The sequence below is a fragment of the Mucilaginibacter sp. RCC_168 genome (assembly GCF_041355315.1).
In the GTDB taxonomy this organism is placed as follows: Bacteria; Bacteroidota; Bacteroidia; order Sphingobacteriales; family Sphingobacteriaceae; genus Mucilaginibacter.
In genome coordinates this window covers 140344-159725 of the sequence record NZ_JBFUPN010000009.1, presented here as the reverse complement: position 1 = coordinate 159725, position 19382 = coordinate 140344, and the positions used below count along the sequence as shown (strand labels likewise).

At 42.0% G+C, this 19382-nt stretch carries 15 protein-coding genes; 5 read left to right on the top strand and 10 right to left on the bottom strand.

Annotated features, from left to right (window positions below):
- The first annotated feature begins 86 nt into the window (after positions 1-86).
- Positions 87-731: a hypothetical protein gene (locus tag AB6735_RS10465; RefSeq protein WP_370995872.1), complete on the top strand. Its 645-nt coding sequence runs from the start codon at positions 87-89 to the stop codon at positions 729-731.
- A 57-nt stretch (positions 732-788) separates the two neighbouring features.
- Here AB6735_RS10465 and AB6735_RS10460 read toward each other — a convergent pair whose 3' ends face one another.
- From AB6735_RS10460 to AB6735_RS10415, 10 genes are all read right to left on the bottom strand, one after another.
- Positions 789-2327 (bottom strand): YifB family Mg chelatase-like AAA ATPase, encoded by a 1539-nt coding sequence (locus AB6735_RS10460; RefSeq protein WP_370995871.1) that lies wholly within the window; start codon positions 2325-2327, stop codon positions 789-791.
- 136 nt (positions 2328-2463) lie between these two features.
- Complete coding sequence (locus tag AB6735_RS10455) at positions 2464-2859, bottom strand: hypothetical protein (protein WP_370995870.1); 396 nt, start codon at positions 2857-2859, stop codon at positions 2464-2466.
- Between the two features lie 193 nt (positions 2860-3052).
- Positions 3053-4687 carry a carboxylesterase/lipase family protein gene (locus AB6735_RS10450; protein WP_370995869.1) on the bottom strand — a complete coding sequence of 545 codons (1635 nt, stop codon included), beginning with the start codon at positions 4685-4687 and terminating at the stop codon, positions 3053-3055.
- 228 nt (positions 4688-4915) lie between these two features.
- Positions 4916-6493, bottom strand: coding sequence for a M1 family metallopeptidase (locus tag AB6735_RS10445; RefSeq protein ID WP_370995868.1), 1578 nt, complete (start codon positions 6491-6493; stop codon positions 4916-4918).
- Positions 6494-6790: 297 nt separating this feature from the next.
- Positions 6791-8176, bottom strand: coding sequence for an RDD family protein (locus AB6735_RS10440; protein WP_370995867.1), 1386 nt, complete (start codon positions 8174-8176; stop codon positions 6791-6793).
- Between the two features lie 110 nt (positions 8177-8286).
- Positions 8287-9615 (bottom strand): signal recognition particle protein, encoded by a 1329-nt coding sequence (ffh, locus tag AB6735_RS10435; protein WP_370995866.1) that lies wholly within the window; start codon positions 9613-9615, stop codon positions 8287-8289.
- A 418-nt stretch (positions 9616-10033) separates the two neighbouring features.
- The gene (locus AB6735_RS10430) at positions 10034-11467 is read right to left on the bottom strand and encodes a hypothetical protein (RefSeq protein WP_370995865.1); all 1434 of its coding nucleotides are present in this window, start codon (positions 11465-11467) and stop codon (positions 10034-10036) included.
- 4 nt (positions 11468-11471) lie between these two features.
- Positions 11472-12665 carry a hypothetical protein gene (locus tag AB6735_RS10425; protein ID WP_370995864.1) on the bottom strand — a complete coding sequence of 398 codons (1194 nt, stop codon included), beginning with the start codon at positions 12663-12665 and terminating at the stop codon, positions 11472-11474.
- 108 nt (positions 12666-12773) lie between these two features.
- Positions 12774-13796, bottom strand: a complete 1023-nt coding sequence (locus AB6735_RS10420) for a DUF3078 domain-containing protein (RefSeq protein WP_370995863.1) — start codon at positions 13794-13796, stop codon at positions 12774-12776.
- 340 nt (positions 13797-14136) lie between these two features.
- Complete coding sequence (locus AB6735_RS10415; protein ID WP_370995862.1) at positions 14137-14604, bottom strand: hypothetical protein; 468 nt, start codon at positions 14602-14604, stop codon at positions 14137-14139.
- A gap of 378 nt (positions 14605-14982) precedes the next feature.
- Here AB6735_RS10415 and AB6735_RS10410 point away from each other — a divergent pair, with 378 nt between their 5' ends.
- The 4 genes from AB6735_RS10410 to AB6735_RS10395 all read left to right on the top strand — a co-directional run bounded on the left by AB6735_RS10410 (position 14983) and on the right by AB6735_RS10395 (position 19272).
- Entirely contained in the window at positions 14983-16947 is a 1965-nt protein-coding gene (locus AB6735_RS10410) for an ATP-binding protein (protein ID WP_370995861.1), read from the top strand.
- Complete coding sequence (locus tag AB6735_RS10405) at positions 16934-17569, top strand: response regulator (protein WP_370995860.1); 636 nt, start codon at positions 16934-16936, stop codon at positions 17567-17569. Before AB6735_RS10410 ends, AB6735_RS10405 begins: the two co-directional genes overlap by 14 nt.
- Before the next feature lie 68 nt (positions 17570-17637).
- The gene (locus AB6735_RS10400) at positions 17638-17883 is read left to right on the top strand and encodes a hypothetical protein (protein WP_370995859.1); all 246 of its coding nucleotides are present in this window, start codon (positions 17638-17640) and stop codon (positions 17881-17883) included.
- A gap of 150 nt (positions 17884-18033) precedes the next feature.
- The gene (locus tag AB6735_RS10395) at positions 18034-19272 is read left to right on the top strand and encodes a CehA/McbA family metallohydrolase (protein WP_370995858.1); all 1239 of its coding nucleotides are present in this window, start codon (positions 18034-18036) and stop codon (positions 19270-19272) included.
- Positions 19273-19382 lie beyond the last annotated feature (110 nt).

The following is a 19382-nucleotide window of genomic DNA, read 5'->3' as shown; positions in this document are numbered from 1 at the left end:
TACCTCGCAATGACGCGTTTTTTATTTTATTTTTTCGACAAATTTATAACAGATAATTGGGCAATCTTTAAAAATTATATTTGGTTATGGAAAAATATAATTTTGTAAAGCATGGAATACATCCAACTCAAATAGAAGAGGATTATTTAAACACTCTTTTTTCAAGATTTGTTGACGTTCGTAATATCATAGTTAGTCCTAATTTCGATAGTGATACGTCTATTTATAGATTATTTCAAATTAAAGAATTATTTTCTATCTATGTTGAGTGCATCAAATATAAACCGATTAACGATTTTATAAATAGCGGCGATTTTAATCTAATAAGCCACCCATTTATGATGGGCCTGTTTAAAAATTTAAGACACCTTCTTTCTCATTTTCCGCTTGCTGAATCTTGGAATGATATTAAATTTAAAAAGAGTTGGTTAACCGCATTTGACAAAAAATCTCAAATTGAAAAATTTTTGACCCTGTATACTGGAGATTGTGGGATACTTAGTCTAAATACTCCTTATACATTAAATCCTATAAAAGTAGTAATAGGAATCCCAGCTCAATTTAATACTGATGGTTTTATTTCCTTAAAGGAAATTATAAATGAAAGAGACGGTAGTTTAATCTTTGCTTTAATAATCTCTTTAATCTTAGGTAAACAAATAAAAGATTACGATATCCCCTTTGAGAATTCTAAAAACAGCATACTCGTTAAGGACAAAAGCAAACCTTAGATATTAACTGTTATGAAATGCTACGACTCATAAGTTCTCCTATTAGTAATTTCAGTTCTACCCAGCCCAACCTTCCCGATCCAAACTCCTGAAATGAATGGCCTCGGCCAGGTGTTCCAGTTTGATCTCTTCACTGCCAGCCAGATCGGCAATGGTGCGGGATACTTTCAGGATCCGGTCGTAGGCCCGGGCAGAGAGGCCCAATTTTTCCATAGCCTTTTTGAGAAGCGTTTGTCCGGCTACATCTATTTTACACAGATCGCGGACCATTTGTGGGCTCATTTGAGCATTGGCATGCAGATCTTGGCGATTGCCGAAGCGTTCTATCTGTATCTCGCGGGCTGCAATTACCCGTTCACGGATCAGTTCGCTTTTTTCGGCGGCACGATCTGAGGATAGCTCGCTGAAATTTACCGGCGTTACTTCTACATGCAGATCGATCCTATCCAACAGCGGTCCGGAGATCTTACTCAAATATTTTTGCACCATTCCCGGCGGACATATACATTCTTTTTCGGGGTGATTATAATAACCGCAAGGGCAGGGGTTCATACTGGCTACCAACATAAAACTTGATGGATAATCTACCGTAAACTTAGCCCGGGATATGGTTACGCGGCGTTCTTCCAACGGCTGGCGCATTACCTCCAGTGCGCTGCGCTTAAACTCGGGCAGTTCATCCAAAAACAATACCCCGTTATGTGCCAGCGAAATTTCGCCGGGTTGCGGATTGCCTCCTCCTCCAACTAATGCCACATCGCTAATGGTATGGTGCGGGGAGCGAAAGGGTCTGATGGTAACCAACGCATCAGCCGCGGCCAATTTGCCTGCAACAGAATGTATTTTGGTGGTCTCTAAAGATTCGTATAAACTCAGCGGTGGTAAAATAGAAGGTAGCCTTCGGGCCAGCATGGTTTTCCCCGCTCCCGGCGGACCGATCAATATCACATTATGACCACCTGCCGCGGCAATTTCCAATGCGCGTTTGATGTTTTCCTGGCCCTTTACTTCGCTAAAATCACTATCGTAATTGCTCAGGCTGTTGTAGAATTCCTCACGGGTATTCACCACTTCAGGCTCGATGTTCAGGTCGCCATTAAAAAATCCGGCCACCTCTTTGATGTTATCTACGCCGTAAACTTCCAGGTCATTTACAATCGCGGCTTCACGAGCATTTTGCTTAGGGAGAATAAATCCTCTAAAACCATCTTTACGGGCTTGTATAGCAATAGGGAGCGCACCTTTAATGGGCTGCAGACTACCATCGAGTGATAGTTCACCCATGATGATATACTTATCCAGATTCTCCGGCTCCAACTGGCCCGACGCTGCTAAAACAGCTGTAGCTATGGTAAGATCATAAGAAGAGCCTTCTTTTTTGATATCTGCAGGGGCCATATTTACCACCACCTGCTGGCGCGGCATCCGGAAACCGGTATTTTTAAGCGCCGATTCAATCCGGAAATAACTCTCTTTTACCGCCACATCGGGAAGGCCAACTATAAAATATTTGGTACCCGCCGCTATATTTACCTCAACTGTTATGGTAATAGCCTCGATACCATAAACCGCACTGCCAAAAGTTTTAACCAACACTGGGATAAAGTTTAATCAATGCGTAAGATAAATATTTTAATTAGCAGAGGAAAACAGAAAGATATTAAATAGGTACATATAAAAAACCGCCGCCTCTATATCAAGAGACGGCGGACTGCTATTTTTGATCTTGAAATTAGGCTACACGGGCAATAACCATCATAAATCCGCAGGATGCAATGACACAGGCCAGTATCATAACCGACCATATTTTTTGATGGTGTTTGCTTATTTTCTCAAAAGCAATATTGAGCTTATTAAATCGCTTATTGTTTAACAATACAAAATAGTTTAACAGTAACGCCCCAACCGCTCCCAGCAGTATATAAGTGCCGCCCATGGGATTAACATTAAACCAACTCGATTTTAAACAAAGCTGTGCGATCAACAGTAATGTGGTTAAAAATACGATCAGCAAAAAATTCAACCCAAAAAGCGAATTAAAGCGGGGTAAACTACCCTGACCAAAATTTTTGAAACTCCATCTGTAAAAACTTACATACATGGATTTATAGAATCTTGTAGTGTTCATAGGTTGTTGGTTTAAGGTTAATAATGGCTTGTTGTAATATTATATATCGAAATAACGCAATTTTTCAGAATTTTATTGTGTTAAATTAAATATTTTTTATCAACCCTGTATTTTTATTAAATAAATATCCTGCTTCGCCCAAAAATGAAATTGTTGCAAATAATCTTTATTAATACCGCAAAAATTTCACCTTCTATTTAGCTGCGGCCATTTGCAACAATACCTGGTCATGATGATATTTTACTTCTGACTGGTTATCGAACACCATCGCAGCACCATTTTTTTCGGTATACGCTGGCCAATTAGGCAAACCTTTTGCATTAGGATTACCGATACGGGCGAAATTTATCCAGGCCTGGCTTATTTTTGCGGCCAGCGCGTAAGCCTCTTTTCCTCCCCCGGTAAACTCTTCGCAACGACCGATATTATTAAACTGGAAGGCAATATCCATACAATGCACCGATTTATACATGCCATCCATTACCGGCGACTGCCAGGCAAACTGGTACATATAAACAGGCGCTCCCCCAGCTACCGCCGACTTGGCATTGGCCTGCCTAACCGTTCCTGGTCTAAAGGTTGTTAGATCAATATCAATATAGTCGGCTGGTTTTACAGTATTGGGATATGCCTTTTTAACTTCGGCCATATAAGCGTCGGTTTTATCGCCATATTTTTTCTGTAGATATGCCTTGGCCTCGTCTAAAGTAAAACCCGCGATAGCCGGGTTAATGAGCGAAGCCATAAATTCAGTCTTGGTAGAACCCACCAGCAAAGGCACATTTTTAGAAAGCTCGATAGCCGCCGGGTCCGTCATATTATAAGGTAAAAAACTTCCGTCGATACTTGGTTCCCACATTAGTCCGAAGGCACCAACAGGTTTACCTTCAGCCTTCAATTGCTGCTGCACTTTTATAAAAGCTTTTTTGCAGGCTGCACTCAAACGCTCATAAGGCATAGATTGTAATGAATCAACCTGGCCTGGTTGCAGGTTCAATACCTCCAGCACAGCCGCGCCAATGCGTTTAGAAACATCGGCTGTCATAAAATCGCTGCGATAGCTTCCGCTTTCTACTATGGCTTTTTGAAACAAGCCTTTTGCCGATGGCGCGTTCATCAGCGTCCCCACCTTGGCGCCCCCGCCTGATTGGCCGAAGATGGTTACATTATCCGGATCGCCGCCAAAGCTGGCTATGTTTTGTTTTACCCATTGCAGAGCAGCCACGATATCCATCATCCCCGCGTTAGCTGATGCTTTATACTTATCGCCATAGGCCGAAAGGTTTAAGAAACCCAATAAGTTTAGACGATGATTGATAGATACTACCACCACATCGCCCTTTTTACTCAGATTTTCGCCGTCATACGAGGGAAGCTCAATGGCCGAACCAGCGCTAAAGCCACCGCCATGCAACCAAACCATTACCGGGCGCTTTTTTTGATCATTGATGCCGGGCGTCCAAACATTGAGTTTGAGACAATCCTCATTCATATAACCCCAGTTGTGATTAAAACCAAACTCCAGCAGATCATTCACTGTGGTGGTAGGGTCTATGGGACAAACCGCTCCATAAACTAATGATGCGCGAACTCCTGGCCATGACGCTGGCTTTTCGGGTGCCATAAATCGCTGTGCTTTAGCATAGGGAATGCCTTTATAGGTAAAAGTGCCGGTATGGATATATCCACGAACCTGCCCGTTGTCGGTACTGGTTACCGCGATATTTTTTCCGGCTAAAATGGCATCGCCGCTATTGCCCTGGCACCATCCATAAACAGGCAAAAGACATAGGGCTAAAACAGCCCAAAATGAGGAGCGTTTTTTCATAACTTATTTGGTTTAGTATAATTGGTTTTTACAGATCAATGGGCCTATAGAATGCCCAAACAACAACCAGAAATGATACTACAGATAAGCAGGGGAGGATAACAGAAAGGGTCTGTTTAAAACAAGATCTTTTCTATAATTATCATTGTGTTTGTTTAACACAATGATAATTATAAATTCTTATAAATCAAGGGTTATGAGGAACTTTTATTCCATTTGTATACTAACTTATGGGGCTGTGATACTAAATGAGGCTAATACATTTACATTCGGATCGACCACGATAGCATCGGGCTTTGTTTTTACCGAAAATTGGGCCAAAGTGGTTTTATCTTTTACCTGAATGTGGAATACCTCCCCATTAATAGCAACATCCAGCGGGAACTCATATAAATTATCCTGCTTTTGTTCAATACTGACACTAACCGATCCTTTGTCTGCATCATAATGCCAGCCGATGTTCAGATCCGGGTGCCCGGCTTTGTGGAGCCACTGGTTAAAAAACGGTTTCAAATCCTGGCCGCTAACTTGTTCCATCTGTTGTCTTAGGTCGTCGGTATTAGCGTTGCTGCCGCGGTATTTGGCATAGTAGTTTTGTATACCTTTCCAAAACAGCTCATCACCCAGTTTGCGGCGGAGCATGTGCAATACCCAGCCACCTTTTTCGTAGCTATTGGCGTTAAGCAGCTGCATATAGTCGTTTTTCACCGCGCTGTCAACCACAGGAGTAAGGCGCTTTTTTTCAAACTCCAGCACCTTTTTACGATCGGTCAGCAGGCGTTTTTTAAGGGTATCAGTGCCGTACTTGTTTTCCAGGTACAGGTTGGTCATGTAGGTGGCAAAACCTTCGCTGAGCCACAGGTGCCAGAAACTTTTTTCGCTGGCGCTATCACCAAACCACTGGTGGGCGATCTCGTGTGCCATCAGCTCCTCAATACCCGGCGAGGTTACCGATTCTTCAAAGTAAAATATAGCGCTGGCATTCTCCATACCGCCAAATATGGTTTTTGATTGTACATTGGCCAGTTTTTCATAACTGAACGGGCCAACATTTTTGATAAAGAATGGCAATATATCTTTGGCCACGGCGTAACTTTTAAAGCCAGCGTCTTTATTTTCCGGGAACACATAAGTATATACCGGGATGTTACCCACAGTACCAGGACGATCAATAGCAAAGGCGGCGACACCTATAACCATTACTTTGGTGGGTACAACAACAGCTTCGTGCCAGTGCGTTAATTTCAAATGGTTGGGCAGTTGTTGTTCTTTTATTTTCAGACCGTTGGATATTACCTGGTAATGGTCGGGCGCAGTCACTACAAAATCAACCGAGGCTTTATCGGCCGGAACATCTACGCAGGGCAACCAGTTATGAGCCCGGTTTGGCCAGTTATCTCCAAAAAAAGTGCGGTGACCAAAGTTATTGGTAGATATGATGAGGCCATCGGCAGGTACGCCCGTATAGCTTATTTTATAGCTATGCAGGCTGCCTGTTTTGGCGTTTGAATATATTTTAACCGCAGCACTATCCTGTACAAACCTGAGTTTCTTTCCTTTTTCGGTAATTGCTGATACCTGCATCCCTTTACCTTCAGCATTCTTTTTAACCAGGTCGAGGTTAAATGTTGAAGTGTTTTTCAAAAACTTAACGTCTACTGTAGCCAGCCCTTTGATGTTATTATCAGCATCGCTTAATTGTAAGGCAAAGTTGTAGTGCTGTACATCAATAACAGCACCGGGAACCTGTGCCTTGGCGGCCATGCTTAAAATTAAAAAGGCCGAAGATAATATCGTTTTACGCATATATTTTAAATGGGGGATAGCTTCGTATAACACAAAACTAAAATAAAAAAGCGGCCAATCAGTTCCCCATTTATATTTAAAAATGATGTTATCTAAACGCAAGACACCATTTAATCTGCCGATTGCTTATAGCGTTTTTTACCTCCTTGCTGCGAAGCATTAATTGCGTTACAGCTGTATTCCCACATTTTTTCCTCATACTGCGCTATAACATCAAGCAGTTCTGTTCCTCCGGCAGCAACTTTGGAGAGGCTGGTTGCCGCCCTTCTACCACATAGTTGAATATTTGCTGCGTAATTACTTAGTAATATTATTAATAAAATAAAGCTGATTATTTAATGCCAGACCTCTGTTTTCAGATCCTGATTCAGCAAGGGTTGATTTTACTGCGTTGTGCAACTCTTGTTTGGTAAACGAAACCTGTTTAAAGGTACCTTTAAGCGAACTGTAAACTTTTCCGATGTCTTGCTGTGAATATTGCCCGTTCTTGTTCATCTCTATTACCGAAAAAGATATACTATTCCCTGATATCTTTTCAACTTTCATAAACACATTGGAGTCTTGGTAGTAATCTGATCCGGCAGTCTTTAATTCAAAAAAATCTTCTGTATTGGCATTATCCAATTTATGATATATATCATCCTTTATTCGCTCCCGTTCGGCCTGATATTCTCTGCGGAGACTATAAGCGCCATATTCGGAGTATCCCCAATAGCTCAAGCCCCAAAGCGCTATACCTATCGGTACTACCAGAAAATATCGCCCTCCATTAACCCCCGTGCCTCTTTCTTTGACTACACTTGTCCCCGAAATACGATCATGCCATCCGCCGTTCCCAAATAAAAACGAGAAGCTTTCAAAGGGGATACATCGGGCCAATGTGCGTTTTAAAATAGTACTAAAATCTGAATTTTCACCATTATCATTTATCACCCTCGTTTCAGTTAGATATTTAGCCGGTGTAGCCCCAAAAGCCACCTCAAAAGGAACATAGTATAGTAGCCGGCCAATAAAAATGAGAATTAAAAGGGTAAATTTTTCGCCAATAACTGCCTGAAAACGCATCAATATATTATTGTGCAGGTCGCTATAAATCAGCATTTCAATCAAAGTCGAAAAAAGAAGCACCGCCATAATCATATCAGCAATTAGGTTCATGAACCGCTGACCCGACGATGCACTCACATAGTTGGAGGTTGTTTGCTCCTCATCGGTATTTGTTTGTATCTCCAGCTGTTTGTTTTTATTAAAGTAATCTAACACCTGCCAGGCCAGCCCTATCCAAGCCAGCCTTATAATGAGGTATGCCAAAAAAACCAGCTTCGATCTTCCGTCCGCAGCAAACAAACTATCTGTAAGTATAGTGCTAAGGGCGTAAAGTGTAAAAATTGCCTTGTTAAATAATATAATGGCGAAGGCAAACCTGGGCAGCCTTGTTTCTTTACCTTTTGACGATACAAATAATATGGCACCCAATAACAACAATGCGCAAAAAATTAAGTTAAAGGCAGCAGACGCATTCCGCATGCCTAACCATTGGAGATTTAGCGGACTAAGCAGACCTGATAGTGCTCTGGTAAAAAAACCGTAACTATTATTATAGCTATCTGATAATATACCCAATACAGGTACAACAAAAGCAATAATGGCTACGCTTTTTGCCGAAAATTGTTTTTTGAACATAACGTGAATGCCTTATTTTTTTTAAAAGCAATCACAATATAATAATGCTTTAATAAAATGCCTTTCTATCCGATGCTTATTTTTTGAACATTTATTACAAAAATTTGTATTTACATCTTAGGCATACGGCGCATCATGCTGGCCATGGCTGCCGGGTTGCTCATTTGTTTCATTACTTTTTTCATGTCGTCAAATTGCTTCATGAGGCGGTTTACCTCGGCCAGATCCGTACCGGAACCTTTGGCTATACGGGTGCGGCGACTTTGATTAATGGTTTCGGGATTTGATTTTTCAAAGGGCGTCATAGATTGGATGATGGCTTCGATAGCTTTAAAGGCATTATCGTCAACCTCTACATCTTTCATCATTTTGCCTACACCTGGTATCATGCCCATCAGATCTTTCATGTTACCCATTTTTTTGATCTGCTGTATCTGACTGTAAAAATCGTTAAAATCAAACTTGTTTTTGCGGATCTTCTTTTGCAGTTCGGCGGCTTCTTTCTCGTCAAACTGCTGCTGCGCACGCTCTACCAGGGAAACTACGTCGCCCATGCCCAGGATCCGGGAGGCCATACGATCCGGGTGGAAAACGTCCAGCGCTTCCATTTTTTCACCAGTACCGATAAATTTGATCGGTTTGTTCACTACCGATTTGATCGATAAGGCGGCGCCACCACGGGTATCACCATCCAGCTTGGTTAAAACCACGCCGGTAAAGTCTAAACGGTCGTTGAACACTTTGGCGGTATTTACAGCATCCTGGCCGGTCATGGAATCCACCACAAACAGGATCTCATGCGGATTAACCGCTGCTTTTACCTGCTCAATCTCCACCATCATGGCCTCGTCAATAGCTAAACGACCGGCGGTATCAATGATCACCACATTGTGTCCATTCTGTTTGGCCAGGGCAATACCCTCACGGGCAATGGCTACCGGATCTTTTGAATCGCGGTTGGCATAAACGGGGATACCTATCTGCTGACCCAATACTTCCAGTTGGTCAATAGCTGCCGGGCGGTAAATATCATCCGCAACCAGTAGTGGCTTTTTGTTTTTTTGTGTTTTTAAGTAGTTGGCCAGCTTGCCGGTAAAGGTTGTTTTACCAGCACCGTTCAAGCCTGCTATAAGGATAACGGTTGGCGTAGCCGGGAAAGTAAGTTCGGCGGTAGTGCCGCCCATCAGCTCGGCCAGCTCATCGTTCATGAGCTTGGTAAGCAGCTGGCCTGGCGAAACAGCCGTTAAGACATTCTGGCCCAGTGCTTTTTGCCTTACATCATCGGTAAAGGCTTTGGCAGTTTTATAGTTAACGTCGGCATCCAGAAGGGCTTTGCGTATCTCCTTCATGGTTTCGGCCACGTTTATCTCAGTAATAGTTCCCTGACCCTTCAGGACCTTGAACGCCCTGTCGAGTTTATCCGAAAGATTTTCAAACATTATTATACAGTACTTTAATCTTTAAAGGTTACAAAGGTATGATTTTGAAATATATCCGTTGAATTATTTTGGCGATGAACACGCATTTTGAAAAGAGCTTTTACATCCAGCCTACAAAGACTTTTTAAACCTCAAATTTTAACACTTTTCCGGCCGAAAACAGGATAAAACAGGACCAAAATTGTTTCCAAAACCTCCATTTTAACACTTTTTAACAAATTTTAACCCTGTTTTGAGTAGTTTCTGAAACTTTAAAAAGTATTAATTTATTGCCATTCAAATAACTACATGCCAAACGTTCGGTTCTCGGACTATTTTTTCTTTTAACAGAACGGCCCGGTTCCCCAAAGGAAACCGGGCCGTTGATTGTTTACTAAATATACGAAATTTAGAATTAATCCGTGCTATTTTATTCCAATTAAAATCCGGAGATATTTACCAATGCCATTTCGCCCTTACTGATTACCTTGGCCAGTAGAAAACTATTTTTATCAGGAAAATAAGTAAATAATTGATTGACAAACTGATTTGGGCTTTCAGTTTGCCACCGGGGAACATTAAAGCTTATCTTAGTTTCTTCTTTTTGAAGGTTATCACCTAATACATAAATACCATAATATTCACCTGCATTTACATAATATGTGCCTTTGATATTAGCGAGCCCAAAAGAATAGTGCAGATCGGCACTACAATAAAGCTGTGTTGATAGTTTTTTTGTAGCCTTCAGCTGCCCGTCAAAAGAAAGAACAAATAAATAGGCTGGTCCAAAATTATACTTTGGCTTAGCATTCATCATTTCAAAACCTGTTGTCATTTTTTCTTTCAACTCGGTCCTGGCTTCTGCAAAAATATGCATTTCGTTATTTTGGAGCATGATGCTACGGATACTTACGTCAGTAATGTTTTTAACCGATGAAAATGAAAACGCAGTAATCTTATTATTGTTAAGCATTTTTCCAGATTGCAGGTCATATAAGAGCAGGTTTCTGTAGCTTTCATCCTTAAAATCCATAGCACTGCCGTTTAATGCTACAAGATATTCCTGTGATCCGATGGATACCGATTTGATTTCACCCAGGAAAATCTGCGATTCAAAGTTTTTGTCTTCCTGGCCGTTAGCTGATATAACCGTAAGATAGGTTATGCCTTTTTTTGAGCCACTCATGTCTCTCACCAAAACCACTTTGCCGGAGTTGGTAACCGTAAATTTATGCGAGTTAAACTCGTTATCAAAGCTTACTTCTTTTTGCCATACTACATTAAGTGTTTTTGTATCAATAACTATCAGCTGGTTTTTGTCTGGAGTACCTTTTGCCCGGTATTTATGATAATTAATGGCCAGGTAGCTGCCGTTTTCCGATTTTTCTGAATACAGCCAGCCAGATTTCATAGCCGAAGGTATTTCCCCTTCGGCCAGTACAGTACTGGTAAATTTGGCGGTAGCCTTATCAAATTCCAGTTTATGGATCTGGTAGGTTTTTGTTTTGTTTGAATATACTTCTGTAAACACGGCAACTTTACCATTTTGGCCTTCGGCATATCCCAGATAGTTAAACAGGGAATTGTTAAACATATTCTTCTCGCCAATTATAGGGAAATCATATTTAAAGGTTTCAACCAGCGTATTCTTCTGATCAAACTTTCTGATGATCACCTGATGCCCGGCCATCATGCCGTAAACATCTAAAACAGTAAGCAGATAATTATTATAATTATCCAGCAGTACAAAATGTGGGTCCTTTTCATTTTCTGAATCAAACTCAAATTTCTCTCCATACTCTTTTTTCGCCTCCTGGGCCAAGCTGAAGGAAAGGAAATTAAATAGCAGGATAATAGTGTATATATATTTCATGTTTTTATTTTTTTAATTGATAAACGTCTTTTTCCATTTTCTTTAATTCATTTGCTTCATCGTAGGAGAGTTTGATATACACCAGGTTATCCTGCAACTGGTTTAAATACTTTTCGCTTTCCATTCTCTTATTCAGGGCGATGTTAAGGTTTATTAAATTGAAATATAGATACCTGGCGATCTTGTCATTAAAATCGGCCTTGTCATTCTTATACTCTACTTTGCTTAATGTTTGCGTCCAGATATCTACTCCCTTTTGCATGTTGGCAAAGGCAGCGGTATTCATTTCGCTGTTGGTTGGCTGTAGTTTCTTTAAATTGGTTTTTACATAAATATCGGCCCGTTCCAAATCGTCATACTTTCCCTTATTTTTTACACTCAATATTTTAACGCTTTTAGCACTTGCCTGAAAACCATACAGGTTATTGATATAATCGTTCAAAGATTTAATTACTCTGGTTAAGTGGTTTTTCTCTTCGAGCGGTTTGTTGATGTTGTTGGTTGGTGAGGACGACAGAAAAGCATAGTCTTGAAAAAAGGAGGTATTTACTTTTTCAACACCTTTTATTTTAATCACCAATTTGGTAGGTTGGTTAACAAATGTTTGGCCTGCATTATCCTGAAAATTCACCTGCTTTATATCTGCATTGATATCTATATCCGCGTCTCCCCTTGTAAAACCGGTTACCGCTATTTGTGAAGCCAGTACATTATTATCTACAATAGTATAGTTGTTCAAATTCGGTTCAACGTATACAGGGGATTGCGGTTTATAATAAACCGGCTTTGCGGGCATTACCAGTTTGGGATTTTTCCCGTCGCTTGTTAATGTTAAGCGTTCCAGCATCGAAAGTTTTTTAAACGCGGCCGATTCTGTTTCATACTTATCTTTGGCTTTTTGAACATCGCCGTCATAATCCTTCAATTTTTGCTGATAATCCTTTTCGCTGCCGACTACAACGCTGCTATAATCATTAACTGATTTTTGATAATCGGCCTTGGCTTTCTTTATCACATCGTCTGTAGTAAGATTATAGGGAGATGTTACAGTAACTTTGAAACTTTTAACGCTTTCATCCAAGACCACTTGTGGCTGTTTAAGCAGTTGAAATTCGATTGTTTCTGTGGAAATATTTTGCGCGTACAGCGCAGCAGAAAATGGCATTAAAAATGCCAGACAGATAAGGTTTGGTTTCATTTTGAGGTTTAGTACAAATTTATTAATAGCAATAGCTTAAACCTTTGCGTTTCTTAAGCTATTACATTCCGGAAGGTAGACAGCTGAAAATTACAAAATTTATTCCACTTACGGAAACTTATACAACACCCCCAGGGCCAGTCCCTCTGTAGCCTGCGCATCAGGAGAAGTATGCTTATCATAAAGCAGGGTACCATTAAGACTAACATTGATCAACCGGTTAACCCGGGCCGATAAAACCATATCCACACGATGGGTGATATATGCCAGCGATTGCCCATAAGGTATAAATAAGGCGTAGCGCGTATTCAGGTGGACATTTTTCATGATATCCTTATCAAACAGAGCAACCATCTGGAAGGCCAGGTCATTTTTTATGGTATGGCCTATTGGTACACCGTAATTGTCTTGCTGTTTTTGATGAATGGTTGTATCTAAAACAAACGTTTGGCGGGCTGTACCGGTACCTATGCGTAAATCAAAATACCCGGTAGGCTTATATTCAAAACCGAATGATTCTGTTAAATAACCCGGCGACATAAAATTTGAAATATAATCCTGGGTAAACGTACCATTACCATTGTCAATATAATTATAGCCTTTATCAAATTGCGATTCAAACGTTAACGACCCAAATATGTACCAGTGTTTGGATAATTGCGAAGCCAGCTTATTATCAAAGTAAATACGGTCGTTGGTTTTGCGTTTGCCCTGTCCTTTGTTTTTAGATACGCCGTATTGCAGGTTCAGTTCAGATACGTAGCTAAACGGAGCCTTGTTATATTCGGTATGATAAATAAAGTTAGATCCCAGCGCTACCGCGTTTACACCACCCGCCGCGTAATTGCTGGTAAATGACGACTGATTAAAATTCAACCCAAAAGTGATGGACTTTTTCCAGTAGTTCACCTTATAATCCAGCATGCTTAAAGGCACCTGTGCCCTTTGCAGCTGTACCGGACGAATACGGGTTGGGATGGCATTTTTCCGGGAATCTATCCGGAGCTTATTGATTTGCGCGGTATCAATTTTAACGGTGTCACGCTTCAGAGAGTCGGTTTGTTGTGCTTTGGCGTTGATGCCCAGGGCTATTAATGCCAGGAATGGCAGTACAAGTCGGGTTGTAAACATAGTAAACAAATTAAAGCAAAAAATCTCCTTTTATAACAGATTAATAAAAATTTGAGGGGATGGTTTTAAAAAAGTGAAGATCGGGGGGATGAGTGAGGAATTGATGAAGGGTTCGTCAACTAACATCGCCGGTCCTTGCGCGATGACCCGATGAGCTGGATTTGCAGCCAGAAAAAATCTGTCCTCTATAAAAACCTTAATTGAAATCAAGGTTTCAAATATCAAATTTAGAGCGTTTTGTGCTTTAAAATACATTTTCATCAAACCAAAAACCCCGGGCATCGCGCCCAGGGTTTAAGATTAAGATGTTGTTAAAAGATAAGGCCAGGTTTTTTTCTTGTTATTTTGCTGAATATTGAAAATCACCTGTATATACCGTAGTGGTGATGGTTTTGTTGATGACAGGCTGTGCAGCTCCGTCAATAACGGGCTCCAATTTAAAAGTAAAGCTATGACCATTGGTGGCGCTAAATCCACCTGTGCTAATAGCCGCTGCAAATATGGGCGTAGTTGTTTCTATCACCACTTGCCCTGCCCTAAGTTGAGCGTTTGTAATAGTTAACGCTTTTTGGTTAGGCTGTACAACGCCGTTTAGTTTAAATAAGGTAGTCTCGGTTCCCTGAACTGTTGTACCAACAATAACAAAATCAAAATCGTCAGAAGCCAGAAGACCGGTAGTCGTAATGGTAAACTTCATATTTTTTTGAGTTTGAGCCGGAGGGGTCGGATCATCTTTTTTGCTGGAGCATCCGCTAAAGGTCAGTAAACCCAAAACGACAAGGTTTATCCATAAAATTGCTTTTTTCATAAGAGTTGTTTTTAAATTGTTTGTGATTATTTACTTGTAAATTCTTCCACATCCGGGTTTGGGTATGGGTATACCTGCTATTCCTATTGTATTATCTGTTGCTTTTTATCATTTCTTCCTCTATGCGTTTTCAATCTTGCTTGTAGGCGGGTGCCATGTTAGGGAGTAGGCGTTTCAAAAGTAGGCCGGGAAGTAAAAACAAACAATCGGGTATATCTGGTATTTTTTTATACCTATAGTTAGGTATTTTTAATGCTTTTTAAATAATTCAACTTTGCATAAAAGGAATTTCAGGACAGCATTTGGATAAAAGAAAACTTTACCATTAAATTTAGGCCCCTGATTATCCCGCATCTACCAAAGTCCTCAGCTTAATCAATGAAAAAATATTACAGTTTGATCGTTTTTATGGCGATAGCCGTAAGCAGCCGCGCACAGCTGCCCCTTAACGGAAAACATTATGCCGACAGCATTCGCCTAACCTTAAACAACCCTGCACCAGATAGCGCGAAAGCCCGCAGCTGTTTCCGGCTAACCGATTATTTTATTCTGTCAGAAGACACAGTGAAGGCCCGCCAATATTTACAACAGGGACTTAAATACAGCGGGAGCAATAGATACCTGCAATCGGTTTTCTTAGTATTTCAGGCGGGTACATTACCGGGGGCGCGGCCCGATTCGGCTATAAAAACTTATTTACAAGCCGATAAAGAGCTAAAAAAGTATAATACTCCCGATGCGCTTTTGATACGGGCTAAGGGCCTGCATGATTATGCCCGCTTGCTGCAATATAAAAATGATAACCTGGAAGCCTACGTAAACATCCTCCTGAACCAAGCCCTTCCATTGGCCCAACGGGCCGGCGACCATGGATATACTGGTAAAATTTACCTGGATGTAGCATTCGCATTTAAAAACTTAAACAACTTTAAAAAGGCCGAAGTTTATTTGTTTAAAGCCATCGCCACGCTAAAAAACGCACCAAAGGACGCGCAATACCTGGCATCGGCCTATCATACGCTGTCTGAAAACTATTCACTGTCGGGCAGGGCTGCACAAGCCGCCGCCATGCTGGATAGCATGCGCGTTTTACTAACACCTTACCCCGATGCTGATGCCTGGCTTGATTATTATGCAGGTGAGGGCATGCGCCTCACGATAGCCGGGCAGTTTGATCAGTCGCTCAGCGTTATTGATAAAGGTATTGCACTGGCGCAAAAATTACAGCAGGAATACCCCGAACAGCGGCTGCTGATGCAAAAATTTTATGCCCTGTATAATAAAAAATCTTTTCAGCAAGCTAAGGCTGTCGCGCTTGACCTCAGCCATCGTAAGCCCTTCATGAACATCGCCTCAAACCGGTCGCAATTGTTTTATTGCCTGGCCTTAACCGATGAAGAGCTGAAAGATAAAGCCGGCGCTTATGATTGGATGAAACGGTACAGCGCTCTGAGCGATAGCATTTCACACAGCACGCTGGAAACCAAAATAAACTCGCTGGAAATAAAGTATCAGACTGCCGAAAAACAGAAAAAAATTACGGAGCTGGAGGCGGACAGGCAAAAAGCGAAACTGACCAACTGGTTACTGGGTACCGCCAGTATAACTTTGCTCATCATTACGGTGTTTTTAATCTACTATTATCGCAATAGCAAAAAACTGGCGCAACAGAAAGAGTTAAACCATCAGCAGCAGCTAAAAGAGATCGAACAACAGCAGCAGCTCAAATTCACTCAAGCTATGCTTACCGGCGAAGAGCAGGAGCGGCAGCGTGTAGCCCGCGATCTGCATGATGGACTGGGGGGCATGCTTTCGGGTATCAAAATAAAACTTTCGGGACAGGCTAAGGCGGCAGGGCACCAGGAGCTTGACGGGATAATATTGCAACTGGACCATTCGGTGGCAGAACTGCGGCGTATAGCCCGCAACATGATGCCAGAAAGCCTGCTGAGGCAGGGGCTGGAAACTGCCTTGCGCGACCTGTGCGAATCATTGATGAGCGAGCAAACCAAGATCAAATTTCAGGCCTATGACATCCGGAAAGATATGCCGGCGGTTATCCAGGCCAATATCTATCGTATTGTACAGGAGCTTCTGTCAAACGCGGTGAGGCACGCACAAGCCAGCAATATCATATTACAATGCAGTCAGAACAACGATATATTTTTAATCACCATAGAAGATAACGGCATTGGATTCGATGTTAAAACCGCTTTAGATGCCGAAGGCATCGGGTTTAGCAACATCAAAAACCGGGTAGATTACATGAAGGGAAAAATGGATATAGAATCGGCGATCAATGAAGGTACCGTTATTAACATCGAATTAAATGCAGCAGGATAAAACCATACTCGCCATTGTCGATGATCATCCCATGGTGATCGAAGGCTTGAAATCATTGTTAAAACCCGAAGCTGCCATTTACACTACGGTAAGCTTTACAAGAGGGCGGGAGTTTATCTCGTTTTTAAGTCAGAATGAGGTTGACCTGGTATTGCTGGATATTAGTTTGCCCGATGTTAACGGTATTGAACTGTGTAAGGAGATCAAAAAGATCTCGCCCAAAACCATTGTGCTGGGCCTGAGTAATCAAACAGAACGCAGCATGATGCTGCAAATGCTGCAATGCGGCGCCAGCGGCTATTTACTGAAAAATGTTTCGCAGGATGAGCTGTTGGGCTGTATACAGGAAGCGCTGCACGGGCTGATCACCTTTAGCCGGGAGGCGAAGGAAATTATGGGCCGCCCTTCCAAAGCCGGGCTTAATGAGGTTGCATCCATCACCAAAAGAGAAAAACAGATCCTGGAGCTGCTGGCCCAGGGCAAAACTACCGCAGCCATTGCCACCGAGCTATTTTTGAGTCCTCTTACTGTGGATACACACCGGAAAAACCTGCTGCAAAAGTTTGAGGTAAAAAATACTGCCGAGCTGCTGATGGCGGCCGTACAACAGAAGCTTTTGTGAGGACTCATAGATAAGCCAGGGCCTAAAAAAAGTTTCTTATATTGTGCATCGGTAAAACCCTAACAATAATGCTACCACTAAACGAAAAATATTGTACACTGACAGCAACCAAGCACGCATTTTCCTCCAAAGTTGATATTGAAATTGATTTTGGCCAGGAGACCGGCTACGAAAAAGAAACAGAAATAGTTAAGGAATTTACATCAATTGTTGATGCTTTGAACTATTTGGCTACTAAAGGCTGGGAACTGGCCAGTTCCTATAACACAGGAAGACCGATGGAATCCTGGCATATACTGAGAAGAAAAGCTTGATGTGATCAATTCCCGGGAATGGGGAAAAAACAACCATTTGGCAGTTCCCTTTGTCACATTTATACTGCATTTTCCCGGCTTTAACAATTTGCTAATATCAGTGGGGTAAGTTGGCAGCCAAATACCTTACATGGTTAAAAATTAAAGCAAATGAACACCTTTTTACAAACACTTTCTCCCTCAAATCAGCTATTTAAGCACATTACCAGTACCACAGTTGCTTTGCTCATGACCTGCCTGGCCGGTTTTGCACAGGGGCCATCAAATCATAGCAATCCATGGGCGCCTGTTACTCCGGAGGTGCTCCCTTCAATTGCCAGCCTGAGCAAGGGCGTATGGCTTAAAGGCGAACTGCATGTACACTCCCGTCACAGCACGGAGTCATCAAATAATTCCATCGCCAAGATCATCGCCTTTTCAAAAGCGGTTGGTATCGATTACATCTGCATCACCGATCATGACAACCATGTAAACGGTGATGTAGCGCACAACACCTGGGCCGACCCTGAGTTTAAGTCGGATTCTGTATTATTATTATATGGCGCCGAATGGACCACCGTTCGCGGGCATGGCAACGCGTTTTCGGCCAAACCTTATGATCACCAGCGGCTATATGACGTGCGTGACCAGCGCGACGTGGTGATCGGAGCTATCAAAAAAGAGTTGGGCATCCATTTGTCGGCCAATCATCCAAGCGGTAAAGATCATTTCGGATATTCGTACGATATGGTGAACTCCATAGAGGTTTGGAACTCAGCCATCTGGTCAAAAAACGCTAACGCCATCATGATCTGGGATGATATGCTTTCATCGGGCCGCAAACTAACAGGCAGGGGCGGCAGCGACGCGCATCACGGTACGCCCGAGGGAACAGAACAGCCTTCCAAAAACACCTACCAGGCCAAGGCCAATTATGTAGGCACGCCCACCACCTGGGTATTTGCCACAGCGCGTACCTCGCAGGCTGTGATAGACGCGCTGACCAATGGCCGTGTTTGTGTAAGCTCAAACCCATACGCCCCGCGCGTTGAGTTTTATGCAGATGTTAACCAGGACGGTAAAATGGATATGATGATGGGCGATAACACCAAAGCCACAGGCAAACCCGTAAAATTCCAGGTTAAATTAACCGGGAAAACAGTGGTCGATTCCTCCTACACAGTTAACGTTATAAAAAATGGCGACAAATTCGGCACTTTCCAGGTAAACGGCAAAACGGCTTCTGTGGAATTTACTGATACCCCGCAAACACAGGGCCGCAGTTATTACCGGGTGGAAGTGCAGGGTCCGCAAACCGCGTATCCGCAGGTTCCCGGATCAATGGCGCTAAGCGGCAATATGGTGGGTTTATCAAACCCCATCTATTTTAATTTCGATCCTAATTTTTAATCGGCTCATGCAGGGTGTCTGATATGGTAGCGGGTATCATAATTCAGCGATAAGTTGTTACAACAATTACGCTAATCAAAAGTTAAAATGTAATGTTAACATAATTAACT